Origin of the sequence: Pseudomonas sp. HN8-3 (assembly GCF_020790195.1) — a bacterium.
Classification (GTDB): Bacteria; Pseudomonadota; Gammaproteobacteria; order Pseudomonadales; family Pseudomonadaceae; genus Aquipseudomonas; species Aquipseudomonas synxantha_A.
In genome coordinates, this window is sequence record NZ_CP086206.1 from 3,107,529 (window position 1) to 3,123,159 (window position 15,631).

At 60.3% G+C, this 15,631-nt stretch carries 14 protein-coding genes; 7 read left to right on the forward strand and 7 right to left on the reverse strand.

Translation table 11 applies throughout. The features are described from left to right. Nucleotides 1-5 precede the first annotated feature (5 nt). Nucleotides 6-1,427: a cytochrome ubiquinol oxidase subunit I gene (locus LJX92_RS13655; RefSeq protein ID WP_032875561.1), complete on the reverse strand. Its 1,422-nt coding sequence runs from the start codon at nt 1,425-1,427 to the stop codon at nt 6-8. A gap of 132 nt (nt 1,428-1,559) precedes the next feature. Then, the gene (locus LJX92_RS13660; protein ID WP_032875563.1) at nt 1,560-3,884 is read right to left on the reverse strand and encodes an FdhF/YdeP family oxidoreductase; all 2,325 of its coding nucleotides are present in this window, start codon (nt 3,882-3,884) and stop codon (nt 1,560-1,562) included. A 411-nt stretch (nt 3,885-4,295) separates the two neighbouring features. On the opposite strand from LJX92_RS13660, the gene moaA reads away from it, so the two are divergent. The 4 genes from moaA to moaE are packed head-to-tail and all read left to right on the forward strand — an operon-like array spanning nt 4,296 to nt 6,539. Then, nucleotides 4,296-5,294, forward strand: coding sequence for a GTP 3',8-cyclase MoaA (gene moaA / locus LJX92_RS13665; protein WP_228308396.1), 999 nt, complete (start codon nt 4,296-4,298; stop codon nt 5,292-5,294). Between the two features lie 46 nt (nt 5,295-5,340). Continuing rightward, a complete protein-coding gene (moaC, locus tag LJX92_RS13670) occupies nt 5,341-5,835 on the forward strand; it encodes a cyclic pyranopterin monophosphate synthase MoaC (RefSeq protein WP_103734433.1) in 495 nt (164 codons plus the stop codon). After that, nucleotides 5,832-6,083, forward strand: a complete 252-nt coding sequence (gene moaD, locus LJX92_RS13675; RefSeq protein WP_078821301.1) for a molybdopterin converting factor subunit 1 — start codon at nt 5,832-5,834, stop codon at nt 6,081-6,083. The genes moaC and moaD overlap by 4 nt, the downstream gene beginning before the upstream one ends. 3 nt (nt 6,084-6,086) lie before the next feature. Further along, on the forward strand, nt 6,087-6,539 hold the full coding sequence (moaE, locus tag LJX92_RS13680; RefSeq protein WP_078821300.1) for a molybdopterin synthase catalytic subunit MoaE: 453 nt from the start codon (nt 6,087-6,089) through the stop codon (nt 6,537-6,539). Nucleotides 6,540-6,617: 78 nt separating this feature from the next. Here moaE and glp read toward each other — a convergent pair whose 3' ends face one another. Next, nucleotides 6,618-7,823 (reverse strand): gephyrin-like molybdotransferase Glp, encoded by a 1,206-nt coding sequence (gene glp, locus LJX92_RS13685; protein WP_228308397.1) that lies wholly within the window; start codon nt 7,821-7,823, stop codon nt 6,618-6,620. Next, complete coding sequence (moaB, locus tag LJX92_RS13690; RefSeq protein ID WP_005788101.1) at nt 7,820-8,359, reverse strand: molybdenum cofactor biosynthesis protein B; 540 nt, start codon at nt 8,357-8,359, stop codon at nt 7,820-7,822. The genes glp and moaB overlap by 4 nt, the downstream gene beginning before the upstream one ends. A gap of 285 nt (nt 8,360-8,644) precedes the next feature. Between moaB and LJX92_RS13695 the strand changes: the two genes are divergently transcribed. After that, nucleotides 8,645-9,541 carry a LysR family transcriptional regulator gene (locus LJX92_RS13695; RefSeq protein WP_032875580.1) on the forward strand — a complete coding sequence of 299 codons (897 nt, stop codon included), beginning with the start codon at nt 8,645-8,647 and terminating at the stop codon, nt 9,539-9,541. A 49-nt stretch (nt 9,542-9,590) separates the two neighbouring features. Here LJX92_RS13695 and LJX92_RS13700 read toward each other — a convergent pair whose 3' ends face one another. Beyond that, nucleotides 9,591-10,049 (reverse strand): Hsp20 family protein, encoded by a 459-nt coding sequence (locus tag LJX92_RS13700; protein ID WP_103734430.1) that lies wholly within the window; start codon nt 10,047-10,049, stop codon nt 9,591-9,593. Nucleotides 10,050-10,276: 227 nt separating this feature from the next. Between LJX92_RS13700 and LJX92_RS13705 the strand changes: the two genes are divergently transcribed. Then, nucleotides 10,277-10,705 (forward strand): glycine zipper domain-containing protein, encoded by a 429-nt coding sequence (locus LJX92_RS13705; RefSeq protein ID WP_043047676.1) that lies wholly within the window; start codon nt 10,277-10,279, stop codon nt 10,703-10,705. Between the two features lie 65 nt (nt 10,706-10,770). Here the strand turns inward: LJX92_RS13705 and treS are convergent, their stop codons facing one another. Both treS and LJX92_RS13715 read right to left on the reverse strand, forming a co-directional pair. Beyond that, nucleotides 10,771-12,834, reverse strand: coding sequence for a maltose alpha-D-glucosyltransferase (gene treS, locus LJX92_RS13710; protein WP_216091432.1), 2,064 nt, complete (start codon nt 12,832-12,834; stop codon nt 10,771-10,773). 149 nt (nt 12,835-12,983) lie between these two features. Further along, nucleotides 12,984-13,808, reverse strand: a complete 825-nt coding sequence (locus LJX92_RS13715; protein ID WP_228308398.1) for an AraC family transcriptional regulator — start codon at nt 13,806-13,808, stop codon at nt 12,984-12,986. Between the two features lie 186 nt (nt 13,809-13,994). Here LJX92_RS13715 and LJX92_RS13720 point away from each other — a divergent pair, with 186 nt between their 5' ends. Beyond that, nucleotides 13,995-15,620 carry an APC family permease gene (locus LJX92_RS13720; protein WP_228308399.1) on the forward strand — a complete coding sequence of 542 codons (1,626 nt, stop codon included), beginning with the start codon at nt 13,995-13,997 and terminating at the stop codon, nt 15,618-15,620. The last annotated feature ends 11 nt before the right edge of the window (nt 15,621-15,631 follow it).

The window sequence follows — 15,631 nt, forward strand, 5'->3', positions numbered from 1 at the left end:
TTTGATCAGTTGGTGTGGTCGCCGGACGCGAGCGTCTCGGTGACAGCGGACAGAGGACGGCGCGGTGTGCGTTCCTGGCCGGGGCCGCCCTGTGGCGGATGGTCGTGATGGGGCTGCGGGCCCTTGCGCACCAGCTTCATCATGTAGCCGATACCCACGGCAAATACCGAGAAGTAGATCAGCACAAACAACGCCAGGGAGATGCTCAGTTGCGTGACGCTGTGATTGGACGCCGCGTCTGCGGTACGCATCAGCCCGTAAACCACCCACGGCTGGCGCCCTACTTCAGTGGTGATCCAGCCGGCCAGCATGGCGATCAGCCCGGTCGGCCCCATGAACAGCACCAGGCGCAGGAATAACCGATTGCGATACAGCGCGCCGTTACGGCGCAACGCCAAGCCCAGTATCCCAGTGAGGATCATCAACATCCCCAGCCCGGCCATGATCCGGAAACTGAAGAAAATGATGCTCGAGTTCGGCCGGTCTTGCTTGGGGAAGCTCTTGAGCGCCGGGATCTGTTTGTCCAGGCTGTGGGTGAGGATCAGGCTGCCCAGGTACGGGACTTCTATCGCGTAGCGGGTCTTTTCGGCCTCCATGTCAGGGATACCGAACAGCACCAGCGGCGTCGCGCCGTTACCGACGTTTTCCCAATGCCCTTCAATCGCAGCAATTTTCGCCGGCTGGTGCTCCAGAGTGTTCAAACCATGGGCATCACCGACGACCGCCTGGATCGGAGCCACGATCAACGCCATCCACAACGCCATCGAGAGCATTTTACGCACTGCCGGGGTGTCGTTTTTACGCAGCAAGTGCCAGGCCGCCGATGAGCCGACGAAGAACGCCGTGGCAACAAAGGCAGCGATTGCCATATGCGCCAGGCGGAACGGGAACGACGGGTTGAAGACGATGGCGAACCAGTCCAGCGGCACCACCCGGCCATCCACGATGGAGAAGCCCTGGGGCGTTTGCATCCAGCTGTTGGACGCCAGGATCCAGAACGTCGAGATCAACGTCCCGATGGCGACCATCACCGTAGAAAAGAAGTGCAAACCGCGCCCTACCCGGTTCCAGCCAAACAGCATGACCCCGAGGAAACCCGCTTCCAGGAAGAACGCCGTCAGCACCTCATAGGTGAGCAACGGCCCGGTGATGCTGCCGGCAAAGTCCGAGAAGCGACTCCAATTGGTGCCGAACTCGTAGGCCATGACCAGGCCCGAGACCACGCCCATGCCGAAGTTGACGGCGAAGATCTTCGACCAGAAGTGATACAGGTCCTTGTAGACCGCGTTGTTGGTTCTCAGCCACAAGCCTTCGAGCACCGCCAGGAAACTGGCCAGGCCGATGGTGATAGCGGGGAAAATAATGTGAAACGAGACCGTGAAGGCGAATTGAATTCGCGCAAGGTCCAGCGCCTCGAAATTTAACATGGCAATACCCTTATTGAAACACGATGCTCACGCGCACCCGGCCCGGCGTGCCTCAGGCCTCGTGGCCTGGGGCAAACGGATGTGCAGTGATCAGGGAAAACCAGGGCGCCATACTGGCCGCCCCGGTACGACTCAAGCGCCGTGGGACTGGATCAGATTGCTGACCGGCGCGGGTTCAAGCCGGATGGCGATGAACTTCGACGTCGGGGTAAAGGTGCGGTCGCCATAGCTTTCCAGCGGCACCAACGGGTTGGTTTCGGGGTAATAGGCGGCGGCCTGCCCGGCGGGAATGTCATAGGCGATCAAGGTGAAGCCGCTGACCCGACGCTCACGGCCATCGCCCCACAGCGAGACCATGTCGACTTTCTGCCCCGGCTCGTAGCCCAGTTTGCGGATGTCCTGTTCATTGACGAACACCACATCGCGCATGCCATAGACGCCGCGATAGCGGTCATCGAGCCCGTACAGGGTGGTGTTGTACTGGTCGTGGGAACGCATGGTCTGCAGGATCAGCTCCGGCTTGACGTCCAGGTTGCGCACGCCTTCGCTGACCAGGTGCGCCGGCAACACGCTGGAGACAAACTGGGCTTTGCCGCTGTTGGTTTTCCAGATGCGTCGCGCTGCGTCGTTGCCCAGATGAAAGCCGCCCGGGTGCAGCAGTTTGGTGTTGAAGTCCTTGAAGCCGGGAATGGTGTCGGCAATCAAGTCGCGGATGCGGCCGTAGTCGGCCACCGTCCACAGCCAGTCAATCGGGTGATTGCCCAGGGTCGCATTGGCGATCCCGGCAATGATTGCCGGTTCCGAACGCATCAGCGGCGATTTGGGTTTCAGCTGGCCGTGGGAGATGTGCACCATGCTGAAGGTGTCTTCAACGGTCACGCCTTGCGGGCCTTGTTCCTGGATGTCGATATCGGTGCGGCCCAGGCACGGCAGGATCAAGGCTTCGCGCCCCGTCACCAGATGGCTACGGTTGAGCTTGGTGGCGATATGCACGGTGAGGTCGCACTTGCGCAGTGCCGCGTGGGTGCGCGGGGTGTCCGGCGTGGCTTGGGCAAAATTGCCGCCCAGGCCGATGAAGACCTTGGCGCGCCCTTCTTCCATGGCCGCAATCGCCATGACCGTGTTGTGACCATGGCGGCGCGGGACCTTGAAGTCAAAGCGTGCTTCCAATGCGTTGATCAATTCCGGCGGCGCCAGTTCGTTGATGCCCATGGTGCGGTCGCCCTGCACGTTGCTGTGGCCACGCACGGGCGATAGCCCCGCCCCTGGCCGGCCGATATTGCCGCGCAACAGTTGCACGTTGATGATTTCCTGCACGGTCAGCACCGAGTGTGTGTGCTGGGTCACGCCCATCGCCCAGCACATGATCACCCGCTTGGCGCGTCGGTACATGCGTGCGGCCAGCTCGATATCCTCAAGGCTCAGGCCCGATTGCGCGACGATATGCTCCCATGAGGTGGCGTCCACTTGCGCCAGATAGTGCTCCAGGCCCGAGGTGTGCTGGGCAATGAAAGCGCGGTCGAAGACTGCCTCGCCATCGTTCTCCAGGGCTTCACGTTCCCATTTGAGCAGGAACTTGGCGATACCACGAAAGGCCGCCATGTCGCCGCCCAAGGCCGGGCGAAAGTACGCCGACGAGGTAGGTTCGGAACCGTTGGTGAGCATCTCCAGGGGATGCTGCGGGTGTTGGAAACGCTCCAGCCCACGCTCCTTGAGCGGGTTGAAACAGATCACCTGGGCTCCGCGCTTTACCGCCTCGCGCAGCGGTTCGAGCATACGTGGGTGGTTGGTGCCGGGGTTCTGGCCGATGACGAAAATCGCGTCGGCTTCTTCCAGGTCATCGAAGGTCACCGTGCCTTTGCCCACGCCAACACTGTCGTCCATGCCCAGGCCGCTGGCTTCGTGGCACATGTTCGAACAGTCGGGAAAGTTGTTGGTGCCGTAGGCGCGAACGAACAGCTGATACAAATAAGCCGCCTCGTTACTGGCGCGGCCCGAGGTATAGAACTCGGCCTGGTCCGGCGACTCCAGTTCGTTTAGGTGCTTGGCGATCAGGGCAAAGGCATCATCCCAAGTGATTTCGACATAACGGTCCAGGGAGTCGTCATAGCGCATCGGGTGTGTCAGGCGGCCCTGGTATTCGAGCCAATAGTCACTTTGCGCTGCCAGCGACGACACCGTGTATTTGTTGAAGAACGCCGGATTGACCAGGCGCCCGGTGGCTTCCCAGTTGACCGCCTTGGCGCCGTTCTCGCAGAACTTGACCATGCCGCTTTCCGGCGACTCGCCCCAGGCGCAACCGGGGCAGTCGAAACCGCCGTTCTGGTTGGTCTTGAGCATCGCACGAATGTTCTTGAGCGCGTTTTCACTGCCCAGCCAGTTTTTCGTCACCGCGATCAGCGCGCCCCAACCGGCGGCGGCCCCCTTGTACGGTTTATAACGTTCAACTTCGCTCATGATGTTTCTCCAGGACTTCACGCATAGGCAGCGCCTAACTTAAAGCCTTTATTGATGGTTATTTTCAGGCATTGCAGAACGCAAACAGTGTTTGCACCGATCTTTCCACGGTCTAGAAATCGGTTTACATATTCAGGCTAGGCCCTGCAAAAACATCTGTCTAATCACAAATAACGACCACGCCATCGACACCATCTATCAAGATTAAAATCTTTATTTTTCATAGTGATACGAACCTGGAAAGCCCCAATAAAATCGTTATAGATTTCATCGATCACTCAGTTGTTAATAGTGATTAGACGCCCTTGAAAAACAACTTTAGGCTTGAATCAAATAAGGCTCCCATCTCTGTCGAGCGCTCAAAAACAACGCCATGGCTACGCTCTTATTGAGTCGCAGCCGGAGGTTTCCATGACCGATAAAATCCTGATGGATAGTTTTTCTCGCCGGGTCGACTATCTCAGAATGTCGGTGACCGACCGCTGCGATTTCCGTTGTGTGTATTGCATGGCCGAGGACATGCAGTTCCTGCCGCGCCAACGCATCCTCACACTGGAAGAGCTGTATCAACTGGCTGAAAGCTTCGTCACCCTGGGCACTCGCAAAATTCGCCTGACCGGCGGCGAGCCGCTGATTCGCCCAGGTGTGGTTGACCTGTGCCAGCGCATCGCCGCCCTCCCCGGCCTGCGCGAGCTGTGCATGACCACCAACGGCTCGCAGTTGGGCAAGCTCGCAGCCCCCTTGTTCGACGCCGGCCTCAAGCGCCTGAATATCAGCCTCGACAGCCTTGATCCCCAGCGCTTTCGCGAACTGACGCGCACCGGCGACCTAGCCAAAGTCATCGCCGGTATTGACGCTGCGAATGCTGCGGGTTTTCAACACACCAAACTCAATTGCGTGGTGATGAAAGGCCGCAACGATCACGAGATCAACGACCTGGTAGCGTTCGCCATCGAGCGCGGCGTGGATATCAGCTTTATCGAGGAAATGCCCCTGGGCGTGATCAGCGAACACAGCCGTGCCGAGGCTTTCTATTCCAGCGCGCAAGTGCGCGAGCGCATCGCCGAACGCTACACCCTGATCGACTCGGCCGAATCGACCCAGGGCCCTTCACGCTACTGGCGCCTGGCCGAAGCACCGCATATTCGCCTGGGCTTTATTTCCCCCCACAGCCACAACTTCTGCGGCACCTGCAACCGCGTGCGGTTGACCGTTGAAGGCCGCTTGCTGCTGTGCCTGGGCAACGAGCATTCGGTCGACCTCAAGGAGGTGCTGCGCCGTTACCCGGGTGAACCGCAACGGCTGGAGCACGCCATTCTCGAGTCGATGAAGATCAAGCCGTACCAACACAACTTCGAGCTCAACGATGACGTGCAGGTGGTGCGTTTCATGAACATGACCGGCGGCTAGCTGGCCGGCTTCTCTTTCTTTGTACTCAGTTGACCCGAGGTACCCCATGCACAAACACTCGCCTACCCTGACCCATCTGGACGCCGCAGGCCGAGCCAGCATGGTCGACGTCACCGACAAAGCCGCCACCACCCGCGAAGCCCAGGCCCAGGCTTGGGTGCACATGTTGCCGGCCACCTTGCAACTGATCCAGGCCAACGGCCATCCCAAGGGCGACGTGTTTGCCGTGGCACGTATCGCCGGGATCATGGCCGCGAAGAAAACCCATGAGCTTATTCCGCTGTGCCATCCGCTGATGCTCAGTTCGATCCACCTCGAACTGCGCGCCATCGAGCCTGACAGAGTGCAGATCCTCAGCACCTGCCGGCTCAACGGCCAGACCGGCGTCGAACTCGAAGCCCTGACCGCCGCCAGCGTGGCAGCCTTGACGATCTATGACATGTGCAAGGCCGTGGATCGGGGCATGGTCATCGACCGAATCCAGCTGCTGAAAAAACACGGCGGCAAGTCAGGCACCTTCATTGCAGGAGACGCCCAATGATTCTGATCAACTACTTTGCGCGCTACCGTGAACAACTGGGCGTTGGCGGTGAAAAGCTCGTATTGGATGAGTCCCTGCGCACCATTGCAGACGTCAGGCAATTGCTATGCGCCCGCGGTGAGACCTGGCAGCAGGTGCTGGGTGAAACCAGCCTGATGTGCGCGCTGAACCAGGAACTCTGCACACCGCAAGCGCTGATCGAAGACTTCGACGAAATTGCGTTCTTCCCCCAAGTGACCGGAGGCTGACCCATGCCGGTTCAGGTGCAGACCGAACTGTTGGACCTGGGTGAACTGACCCGCAGCGTACACGCCGAAGACCCCGGCGTTGGCGCCGTGGCCACGTTCGTCGGTTATGTACGCGATATCAACCAGGGCGATCAGGTCAGCGCGTTGTTCCTTGAGCACTACCCGGGCATGACCGAGCGCTCACTGCAGTTGATCGTTGATCAAGCCCACGAACGCTGGCCGTTGCAGCGGGTAAGCATCGTTCATCGTGTGGGCGCGTTGCAAGTGGGTGAGGCCATCGTCTTCGTCGGCGTCGCCAGTCAACATCGCCAGGCGGCCTTTGAGGCCTGCGCGTTCCTGATGGACTACCTCAAGACTCGGGCGCCGTTCTGGAAGCGGGAGCAAACGCCAGCTGGAGAGCGTTGGGTAGAAGGACGGGAAAGTGATCGACTGGCGCAGGAGCGGTGGGCGCTTTAGATCTGAATGTGGAAGCGTACATCGCCCTGTGTAGGAGCGAGCTTGCTCGCTCCTACAACTGGCATTAGCGTGCCCGAATCAGAACAACTCAGAGAACGGTATAAACCGCGCCGTATCACCCATCTGCAACCTGCTGCCCTCGCAAATTTCAACCAACCCATCCGCCCACGACGCCCCCAGCATCACTCCGGAACTCTGGTTCGGATACAGCACCGCCCTGCCCGCCTCGATCCTGGCTCGCAGGTACTCGCGGCGACTGCCGGCCTTGGGCCAGTCAAACCCCACATTCACCTCAAAGCTCATCAGCGTGACATCATCGACGCCCTGGATACGCAGTAGATAAGCCCGGGCCAGCAAGCCGAAGGTCACCAGTGCCGAGGCCGGGTTGCCGGGCAGGCCAATCACCGGTACTCGGCCAAACGAACCGACGGTCAGGGGTTTGCCCGGTTTGATCGCAAGTTTCCAGAACAATGGCTTGCCGCATTCACGCAGTACCTGGCCGAGGCAATCGGCATCGCCGGCCGACACGCCGCCGGTGGTCAGAATCAGGTCGGCCGCCTGTTGCAGCTGCTCCAGCTTGAGCCGAGTCAGTTGCGACTGGTCGGGCAGAATGCCGCCGTCGATGACCTCACAACCCAGTGCCCCCAGCCAATGGCTGAGCAAAGTGCGATTGCTGTTGTAGATGCAGCCAGGCTTGAGCGGTGTGCCCGGCTCGGCCAGTTCATCGCCGGTGGACAGCAGCGCCACCCGTGGCCGGCGTACCACCGACACATGGGTACAGCCCTGGGCCGCCGCAATGGCCAGCTCGAAAGGGCCGAGTCGCTTGCCGGCCTGCAGTAATACCTCACCGGCGCGGTTTTCCTGGCCTTGGGTGCGGATATTCTGGCCCTCGCGCAGCGGCTGGGTAAAGCGCACACGCGCATCGTCCAGCACCTCGGCGTTCTCCTGCATTTCGATGCAGTTGGCCCCGTCCGGCACCGGTGCGCCGGTGAAGATGCGCGCACAGGTACCGGGCTGCAGCGGTTCAGGCGCTTGACCGGCGAAGATCTGCTGCGACACCGGCAGTGGCTGGCCGTGCCAGTCTGTGAGGTTCAGGGCGTAGCCGTCCATGGCACTGTTGGGCCAGGGCGGCAGGTCCAGGCTCGCCACCAGGTCATTGGCCAGCACCCGTTGCCGGGCATCGCTGAGCAGCACCGGCTCGCTGTCGTGCAGGCGGTGCTCCTCGGCCAGGGCCAACAACGCAGCAATGGCCTCCTCCACCGACATCAGCGCGGCGCGGCTCATCCTCGCGTGCCGCACAGAGCCACCGGCTTGAGGTGCGGCACGAAGTTACATGGTCGGTGGCGCGCATCGAGCTGCTCGGCCAGAATACCTTCCCAGGCAGTACGACAAGCACCCGTCGAGCCCGGCAGGCAGCACACCAGCGTGCCGTTGGCCAACCCGGCCAAGGCGCGGCTCTGCACCGTGGACGTACCAATATCAAGAATCGAGATCGCACGGAACAGCTCACCAAAACCATCAATGTGCTTATCCAGCAAACAGCCCACCGCCTCGGGGGTGCTGTCGCGGCCGGTAAACCCCGTGCCGCCGGTAATCAACACCACCTGCACGCGCTCATCGGCGATCCAGGCCGCCACCTGGGCGCGAATTTTGTACAGGTCATCCTTGAGCAGGTTGCGCTCCAACAAGCTGTGCCCAGCTTCCAGCAGGCGACTGACCAGCAATTGCCCGGAGGTGTCATTGGCATATTCGCGGGTATCGCTGACCGTCAACACGGCAATATTCAGGGGTACAAACAATGCATCCGACGTGACGCTCATGTGATTCTCCGGCAGGCAATTATCAAAACAATGGCCTGAGGCTAAAGCGCTGAAACGATGGCTGTCTAATCGTTACGACTGACCGGGTTATCGAGCGTTTCTATCACGGCTTTTACTGCCGGCCCTGGACTGCTATCGAGTGCATCAATCACTCTGTCAATACAGGTGATTGGACGTGCCTGCCGTTACAATGAGATCGTCTGCTCATTCATTCGCCGGGTTGCGCGGGGTTCCAGCACCTTGCGCCATGAACGGCTTTTCACTTATTCCCAGGCAGGTGCCTTAATGGACATAAAGCAACTCAAATTCCTGATCGCGCTGGAGCAGACCCGGCACTTCGGCCAGGCTGCTGCACGCTGCCATATCACCCAGCCGACCCTGTCGATGCGCCTGCGCAACCTGGAAGATGAGCTTGGCCTGGAGCTGGTCACCCGCGGCCAGCGCTTTGAAGGCTTCACCGAAGCCGGCGAGCGTGTGCTGGCCTGGGCGAGGACGCTGCTCGCCGCCCATGACGGCCTGTTCGCCGAAGCCGCCGCTTGCCGTGGCCAACTGGTCGGTAACCTGCGCCTGGGCCTGGTGCCCCTGAGCGGTTTCAACCCGATCAGTTTCATTCAGGACTTGTCCCACACCTTCCCGGAACTCAAGTTCAGCCTCACATCCATGAGTTCGGACAGGATCATCGAAGCGCTGGGCACCAACCAGCTGGACCTGGGTGTGTGCTACCTGGACCACGTCAACCCCAACTACCTGGATTTTTTCGAAATGGGCGAGACCCGTGTCGGGCTGCTCTACGACACCCGCCACTTCCATTTCGAAGGCACCCAAATGAGCTGGGAAGACGCCGCCGAACTGCCACTGGGGATGATCAGTAACGGTATGCACTACCGCAAATCCATCGACCTGAGTTTCCGCAGCCGTGGCCTGGATCCGCAGCCCATCCTCGAAAGCGATTCCACCTATCAACTGTTCCAGGCGATCCACGAAGGCTTCTGCTGCGCGATCATGCCGTTGGACAGCGGCCTGGAAAGCCCGATCGAGAACCTGGCGTTCATCAACCTGCCGGACGCCAGCGTCCTCGCGCCCCTGGGCATGGTGATGCGCAAGACCGAACCACGCTCGGCCATTGCCGAGAAGTGTTTTGCCGAAGCCAGGAAGTTGTTTGCGATCAAGGGCGAGGGTTAACGCGCACAAAAAAGGCGCTCCGTAGAGCGCCTTTTTACCGCCGTTTGCGTTACTGCACACTTACCTGACGCAGTTCAGGCTTGGTTTCGCCACCAATCGTGATGCGTTTGGGCTTGGCCTCTTCAGGCACCTCGCGCTGCAGGTCGATGCTCAGCAACCCGTTGGTCAGGGCTGCACCGCGCACTTCGATGTGGTCCGCCAGGCGGAACGACAACCGGAAGGCACGTTGAGCAATGCCTTGGTGCAGGTAAGCGACCTTATCGTCGGTTTCGCGTTTACCGCCGGAAACCGTCAAGACGCCCCTTTCGACCTGGATATCCAGATCCTCCTCGGTCAGGCCGGCAACCGCGATGACAATCCGATAGGCGTCATCACCGTGCTTTTCCACGTTGTGAGGTGGATAGGAATTCGGAGCCTCGCTACGCAGCGCCGACTCGAACAGGTCGTTGAAGCGGTCAAAGCCCACCGATTGACGGAACAGTGGGGCCAACGAAAGGGTAGTAGCCATTTTAAAATCTCCTGAGTTTCTCCAAGTGATTTAGTACGCGACCCGCGTTCGGCATCGCGTGATCAAAAATTTATGGACGAGAAAACGGAATTCAAGAGGGCTGCAAGAAATTTTTTCTTGCGCCAATGAGTATCGCAAAAACCGCAGCGATACCGCATGTGCTCTAATCTGAATGCCAGGCGTGCTTTAACCCGTGAGCGCCTGAGACAGCCCTTGAGGTACAAAAAATGAAAATGACATTCCCTGCCCTGGCATTGGGCATCCTGATTTCCCAAGGGGCCCTGGCCGCCGGAGATGGCACTGCCGCACTGGGCGGCGGTGTCGGCGGCGCGTTGGGCAATGTGGTAGGCCAACAGCTCGGCGGGTCCACCGGTGCGGCCATCGGCGCAGGTGTGGGTGGCGCAGCGGGTGGCGCGGTCGGCGCGCAAAAGGGCAATAAAACCGAAGCGGCGATTGGCGGCGGTTTGGGCTCGGCAGGCGGGTCGGTGATTGGCAATCGCCTGGGCGGCACCACCGGTTCGACCATCGGCGCAGGCGTCGGTGGTGCAGCCGGAGGCGCGCTGGGCAATAACCTGGCCGACGACGAAAGCAATCATCGCTCAGGCGGCGCCAAGCACAAAGGCAACAAGCATAAGCACAAGAATAAGCATCATTGATCGGCTTGCCATAATGCCAGGTGTAGGAGCGAGCAAGCTCGCTCCTACGTCGGGCCAATATCCATTTACATCGGCGTGCTGCTCACTACCCGCAACGCCAGCCCTTCATAGGCATCCAGCGTAATCGTGAACGTGCCCTCCTCTGTCAAATCGCCTTCCACGCGCTCATTGATGATATCCACCACCGGCCCCGGTGCGATGTTAGGCAGGTGCAGGGATTCGGTGATCGGCGTGGCACCAAAGTTCAGCGCAGTGATCTGCGTCCCCTTGCCCGCCGGCAGTTCGTGAACCATGACCAGCAACCCCGGATGCTCGACATCCGGTATCAGGATCTGACGGCTCGCGGCGATGTCGTAGGCGCGGCGTACGCTGAGGATTTTCTGCAATTGCGAAGCGAATGAGTCCGGGTCCTGCAACTGGTGGTTCAGGCTGCCGTACAGGCTTTTGGAGCGCGGCATCTGCCCGGCCGACAGCTCGGCCTCGGGATTCAGGTCGACCAGATCGTAAGCGCCGCGATGTATCCAGCGGGTATCACCATCGGCCATCAGGTGCGCCACGTCTTCGGCCGCCAACGGCAGCGCACCCACCAGGTCCCAGCCAGACAGGGCAAACACCCCAGGCTGCATGGCGTTGTACATCACCAGCAGCAAATGGATCTGGCGAATCTGCTGGATATCCGCAGCGGTAATCGCCTCAAGGTCACGAATGCCCAGGGCAGCAGTGATGATGCTGACCGTGGTGCAGGACACACCGTTGGTGACGAACTTGAGGTTGTACGGCGCATGTTCACCGGTCAGTCGTTCGTACATCTGCTCGCGGATATGCTCGCGCAGGATGTTGCCGGGAAAGGTCTGGCCCTGGAACAGGAAGGTGTCATGGGCGTGCAGCGTCCAGAAGTGCACCAACTCCAGAGTCAGTTCGTCGTGGTTCTGCAGCGCGTGGATCAACGAACCCGGGTCGATGCCCAACGTGTGCATCTGGCGCAGCATCAGGCGCAGGAATTCAGTGTCGCCCATCAGCAACGCGTGCTGGTAGGCCGGCCGGGTGATGAAGTCGTATGACAGGTCTGCACCGCCGTGGGACATGGAGGCAATGTCATCCACAGTCAGGTTGAGTTCCTGGAAACTGAAACCGCCCGCCTTGCGAATTGCGCCGCCGAGCAACTGGTTGCCGGTGATCGACAGCGGATGGCTTTCCGACCAGGCCGTGCCGTCCAGCTTGCGCTCCACGCCGAGAAAACCGTTGGCGTCCAGGCGCAGGATCTTCGCGCCCATCACATCAATGGCGTGCAACGCATCACCGATGATCATCTGCTGCGCGGCGAACGAGGGGTCCAGCCAATTGAGCGACGGCTGGCCTTCCTTGAAGTAATGCAGGTACACCCATCGCCGTGGTTTGCCATCCACGCCGACCACCTCTGGCGTGGCGCTCCAGTCGGTTTCCTTTACCCCGGGTTCGAAGAAGATCACCCGCTGCAACTGGCCAACGATGTAGTGCTTGTCGCGCAGTGCGTCCACCTGCACCGGGCTGAGGTTCTGTGCATCACGGCCCTCGACCACGTCCGGCAGCAACGGCCAATCTTCCTCACGGATTTCCACCATGTGGTACAGCCCGGGGTAGTCCTCGTAGGCCATCTCCGCCAAGCGAAAATCCGCGCCCTTGCCGGTGTGGGATGGGATTACATCGTCGATGATCACCGCATTGTGCGCGGCGGCCATGCGCGTCAACGCCTGTAACTGCGCCTCGGTGCCCAGTTGCGGGTCGATGTCGAAGCTGATGCGGTCGAAATTGCCGTCGATGGTCGGGGTATGTTCGGTGCCAGCCAAGCCACCAGACTTTTTCAATGGGCCGTTGTGAATGCCTTGAATGCCAATTTTCGACAAGGCATGCCAGAGGGTTTCATCCCCCAGCGCTTCGAGCACCGTGCCGCCTTCGCGGGTGACAATCGACGCCGGGTAGGCGGTGAACCACACTGACGACAAGGCTGACGCATCACGCGGCCGGGTATGCGCGTAGGGCTGCTGCCACAAGCGCCCTTGCCCGGAGTAGAGCTTGGCTCGCTGCCGCGCCGCGTGCAGCATCGATTGTTGCACCAGCCAGTTCACATGATCGTTGTTCGCCGCGGTCATAAGCTCGGTACCTGTGGTCGTTAAAGGTTACTCGTAAGCATATGAGGGGCCTGCGCGCCATTCGTTGCATTGAAATAGAGCCAGGGCCGGCAGCAATCTAAAATGTGGATAGCGGTGTGTCAGTCAGCATATGTTTATCTGACCCATAGCTATCGGGAGCAAGTCGAATCGTCGCACCGCCCCTCCCACACTGGATTTTCGTCTGTCTTGTCTCTTGGCGTTGTCTGCCGATACTGCCTGGGGGTGAACCCGGTCGATGCCTTGAACTGGCGGGTAAACGCGCTGTGGTCGGTGTACCCGCATTGCAGCGCCACCTCGGTAATCGGCAGCTCGGTATGCAACAACCGCCGGGCATGTTCCAGGCGTACCTTCTGGATCATTTGCCGCGGCGTGAGGTGGAAGACGCGCTTGCAGTAGCGCTCCAGTTGCGCCACGGATATCCCGGCAATACGGGTCAGTTCACCGAGGGTCACGCGACGGTTGAAATGGGCGCGGATGTGTTCATCCACCGCCGCCAGGCGTTGATAACCCGGATGGGTTTCGCTGGCCGATTGCAGGTCTACCGAAATCCCGGCCAAGCCAATGATTGCACCGAGCCGGTTGTACAGCGGCCATTTGTGCGTGAGGCACCAGCCGGGTTCGCGGGTGCCGTAGAGGTGTAATTCAAGCTGGTCTTCCAACACCCGCCCCTGTTCGAGCACACGCCGATCCTGCTCGGTATAGCCCGGCCCCAGTTGCGCAGGGAACACCTCGGCGCTGGTCTTGCCCAGCAGCGGTTGCAACTGCCTCAGGCCGCAGCGCTGCACCAGGGTGCGGTTGGCGAGCACGTAGCGGGCGTCGATGTCCTTGATAAAAATCGCGGCGTTGGGCAGCACGTCGAACATCGGTAATAACTGCTCTACCCCGTTCAATAGCTGCTCGATGCTGTCGGGGCGGCTGCCGTGGAGAAGGCTCGCAAACGCGCTGTGCAACATGACTTTCACCGCCCTTTTATTGATCGACGGCCAGCAGATTGCGCCATGTGCCGGGCGCTGTCGAGTGCGGGAAATTGTGCTGAATTCGTCATTCATCCCCACGTAAAACATCAATCGCCGCCGGGCTGGCGGGTTCACGATAGCGCCACTGCATGCCTATCCAATAACTCACAAGAAGGCGCCGCTATGTCAGGCCAAGGCAAGTTCAAGAAACAGTTGTCACTGATGGACCTCACCTTTATCGGGCTGGGAGCCATCTTCGGTTCGGGTTGGTTATTCGCCGCCAGTCATGTGTCGGCCATCGCCGGCCCGGCGGGGATTTTTTCCTGGTTGCTGGGTGGATTCGCCGTGCTGTTGCTGGGCATTGTCTATTGCGAACTCGGCGCCGCCCTGCCCCGCGCCGGTGGCGTAGTGCGTTACCCGGTGTACTCCCATGGCCCGTTGCTGGGCTACCTGATGGGCTTTATTACGCTGATCGCGTTTTCCAGCCTGGTGGCGATTGAAGTGGTTGCCTCGCGCCAATACGCCGCAGCGTGGTTTCCGGAGTTGACCAAGGCTGGTTCCAGCGACCCGACCACCCTGGGCTGGCTGGTGCAGTTCGCGCTGCTATGCCTGTTCTTTATCCTCAACTACCGCAGCGTCAAGACGTTCGCCATCGCCAATAACCTGGTGAGCGTGTTCAAGTTCATCGTGCCGTTGCTGGTGATCGGCGTGCTGTTCACCTTCTTCAAACCGGCGAACTTCCAGATGCATGGTTTTGCACCGTTCGGCCTCTCGGGCATTGAGATGGCGGTGTCGGCTGGCGGCGTGATCTTCGCCTACCTGGGGCTGACGCCGATCATTTCGGTGGCCAGCGAAGTCAAAAACCCGCAGCGCACCATCCCCATCGCGTTGATCCTCTCGGTACTGTTGTCGACTGCCATCTATGTGCTGCTGCAAACCGCGTTCCTCGGCGGTGTGCCCACCGAAATGCTCGCCAATGGCTGGGCCGGCATCAGCAAGGAGCTGGCCCTGCCGTATCGCGATATCGCTCTGGCGCTGGGTGTAGGTTGGCTGGCTTATCTGGTGGTGGCCGATGCGGTGATCTCCCCCAGCGGATGCGGCAATATCTACATGAATGCCACCCCGCGCGTGGTGTATGGCTGGGCGCAGACCGGCACCTTTTTCAAGATCTTCACGCGCATCGATGAAAAGTCCGGCATCCCGCGCCCGGCGCTGTGGCTGACCTTTGGCCTGTCGGTGTTCTGGACCCTGCCGTTCCCTTCCTGGGAAGCGCTGATCAACGTGGTGTCCGCCGCGTTGATCCTGAGCTACGCCGTGGCCCCGGTGACCGTCGCCGCTCTGCGCCGCAATGCACCGGACATGGCGCGGCCGTTCCGGGTCAAGGGCATGGCGGTATTGGGCCCGCTGTCATTCATCATCGCCGCGCTGATCGTGTATTGGTCAGGCTGGAACACGGTGTCATGGCTGTTGGGCCTGCAAATCCTGATGTTTGTGGTGTACCTGCTGTGTGCACGCTGGGTACCGACCGCGCACCTCAATCTCAAGCAGCAAATACGCTCCTCGGCCTGGTTGATCGGCTTCTACGCCGTGACCATTTTGCTCTCCAAGCTCGGCAGCTTTGGCGGTATCGGCGTGATCAGCCACCCGTTTGACACGCTGGTCGTAGCGGCCTGCGCCCTGGGCATCTACTACTGGGGCGCCGCCACCGGTGTGCCGGCCCACCTGGTACGCCTGGAGACCGAAGACGATGAAAGCGAAGCGGTCACTGACAGCCACTACGACACTCCCCTCCCGGCGGCCACTCACTGATGGAACCTTCC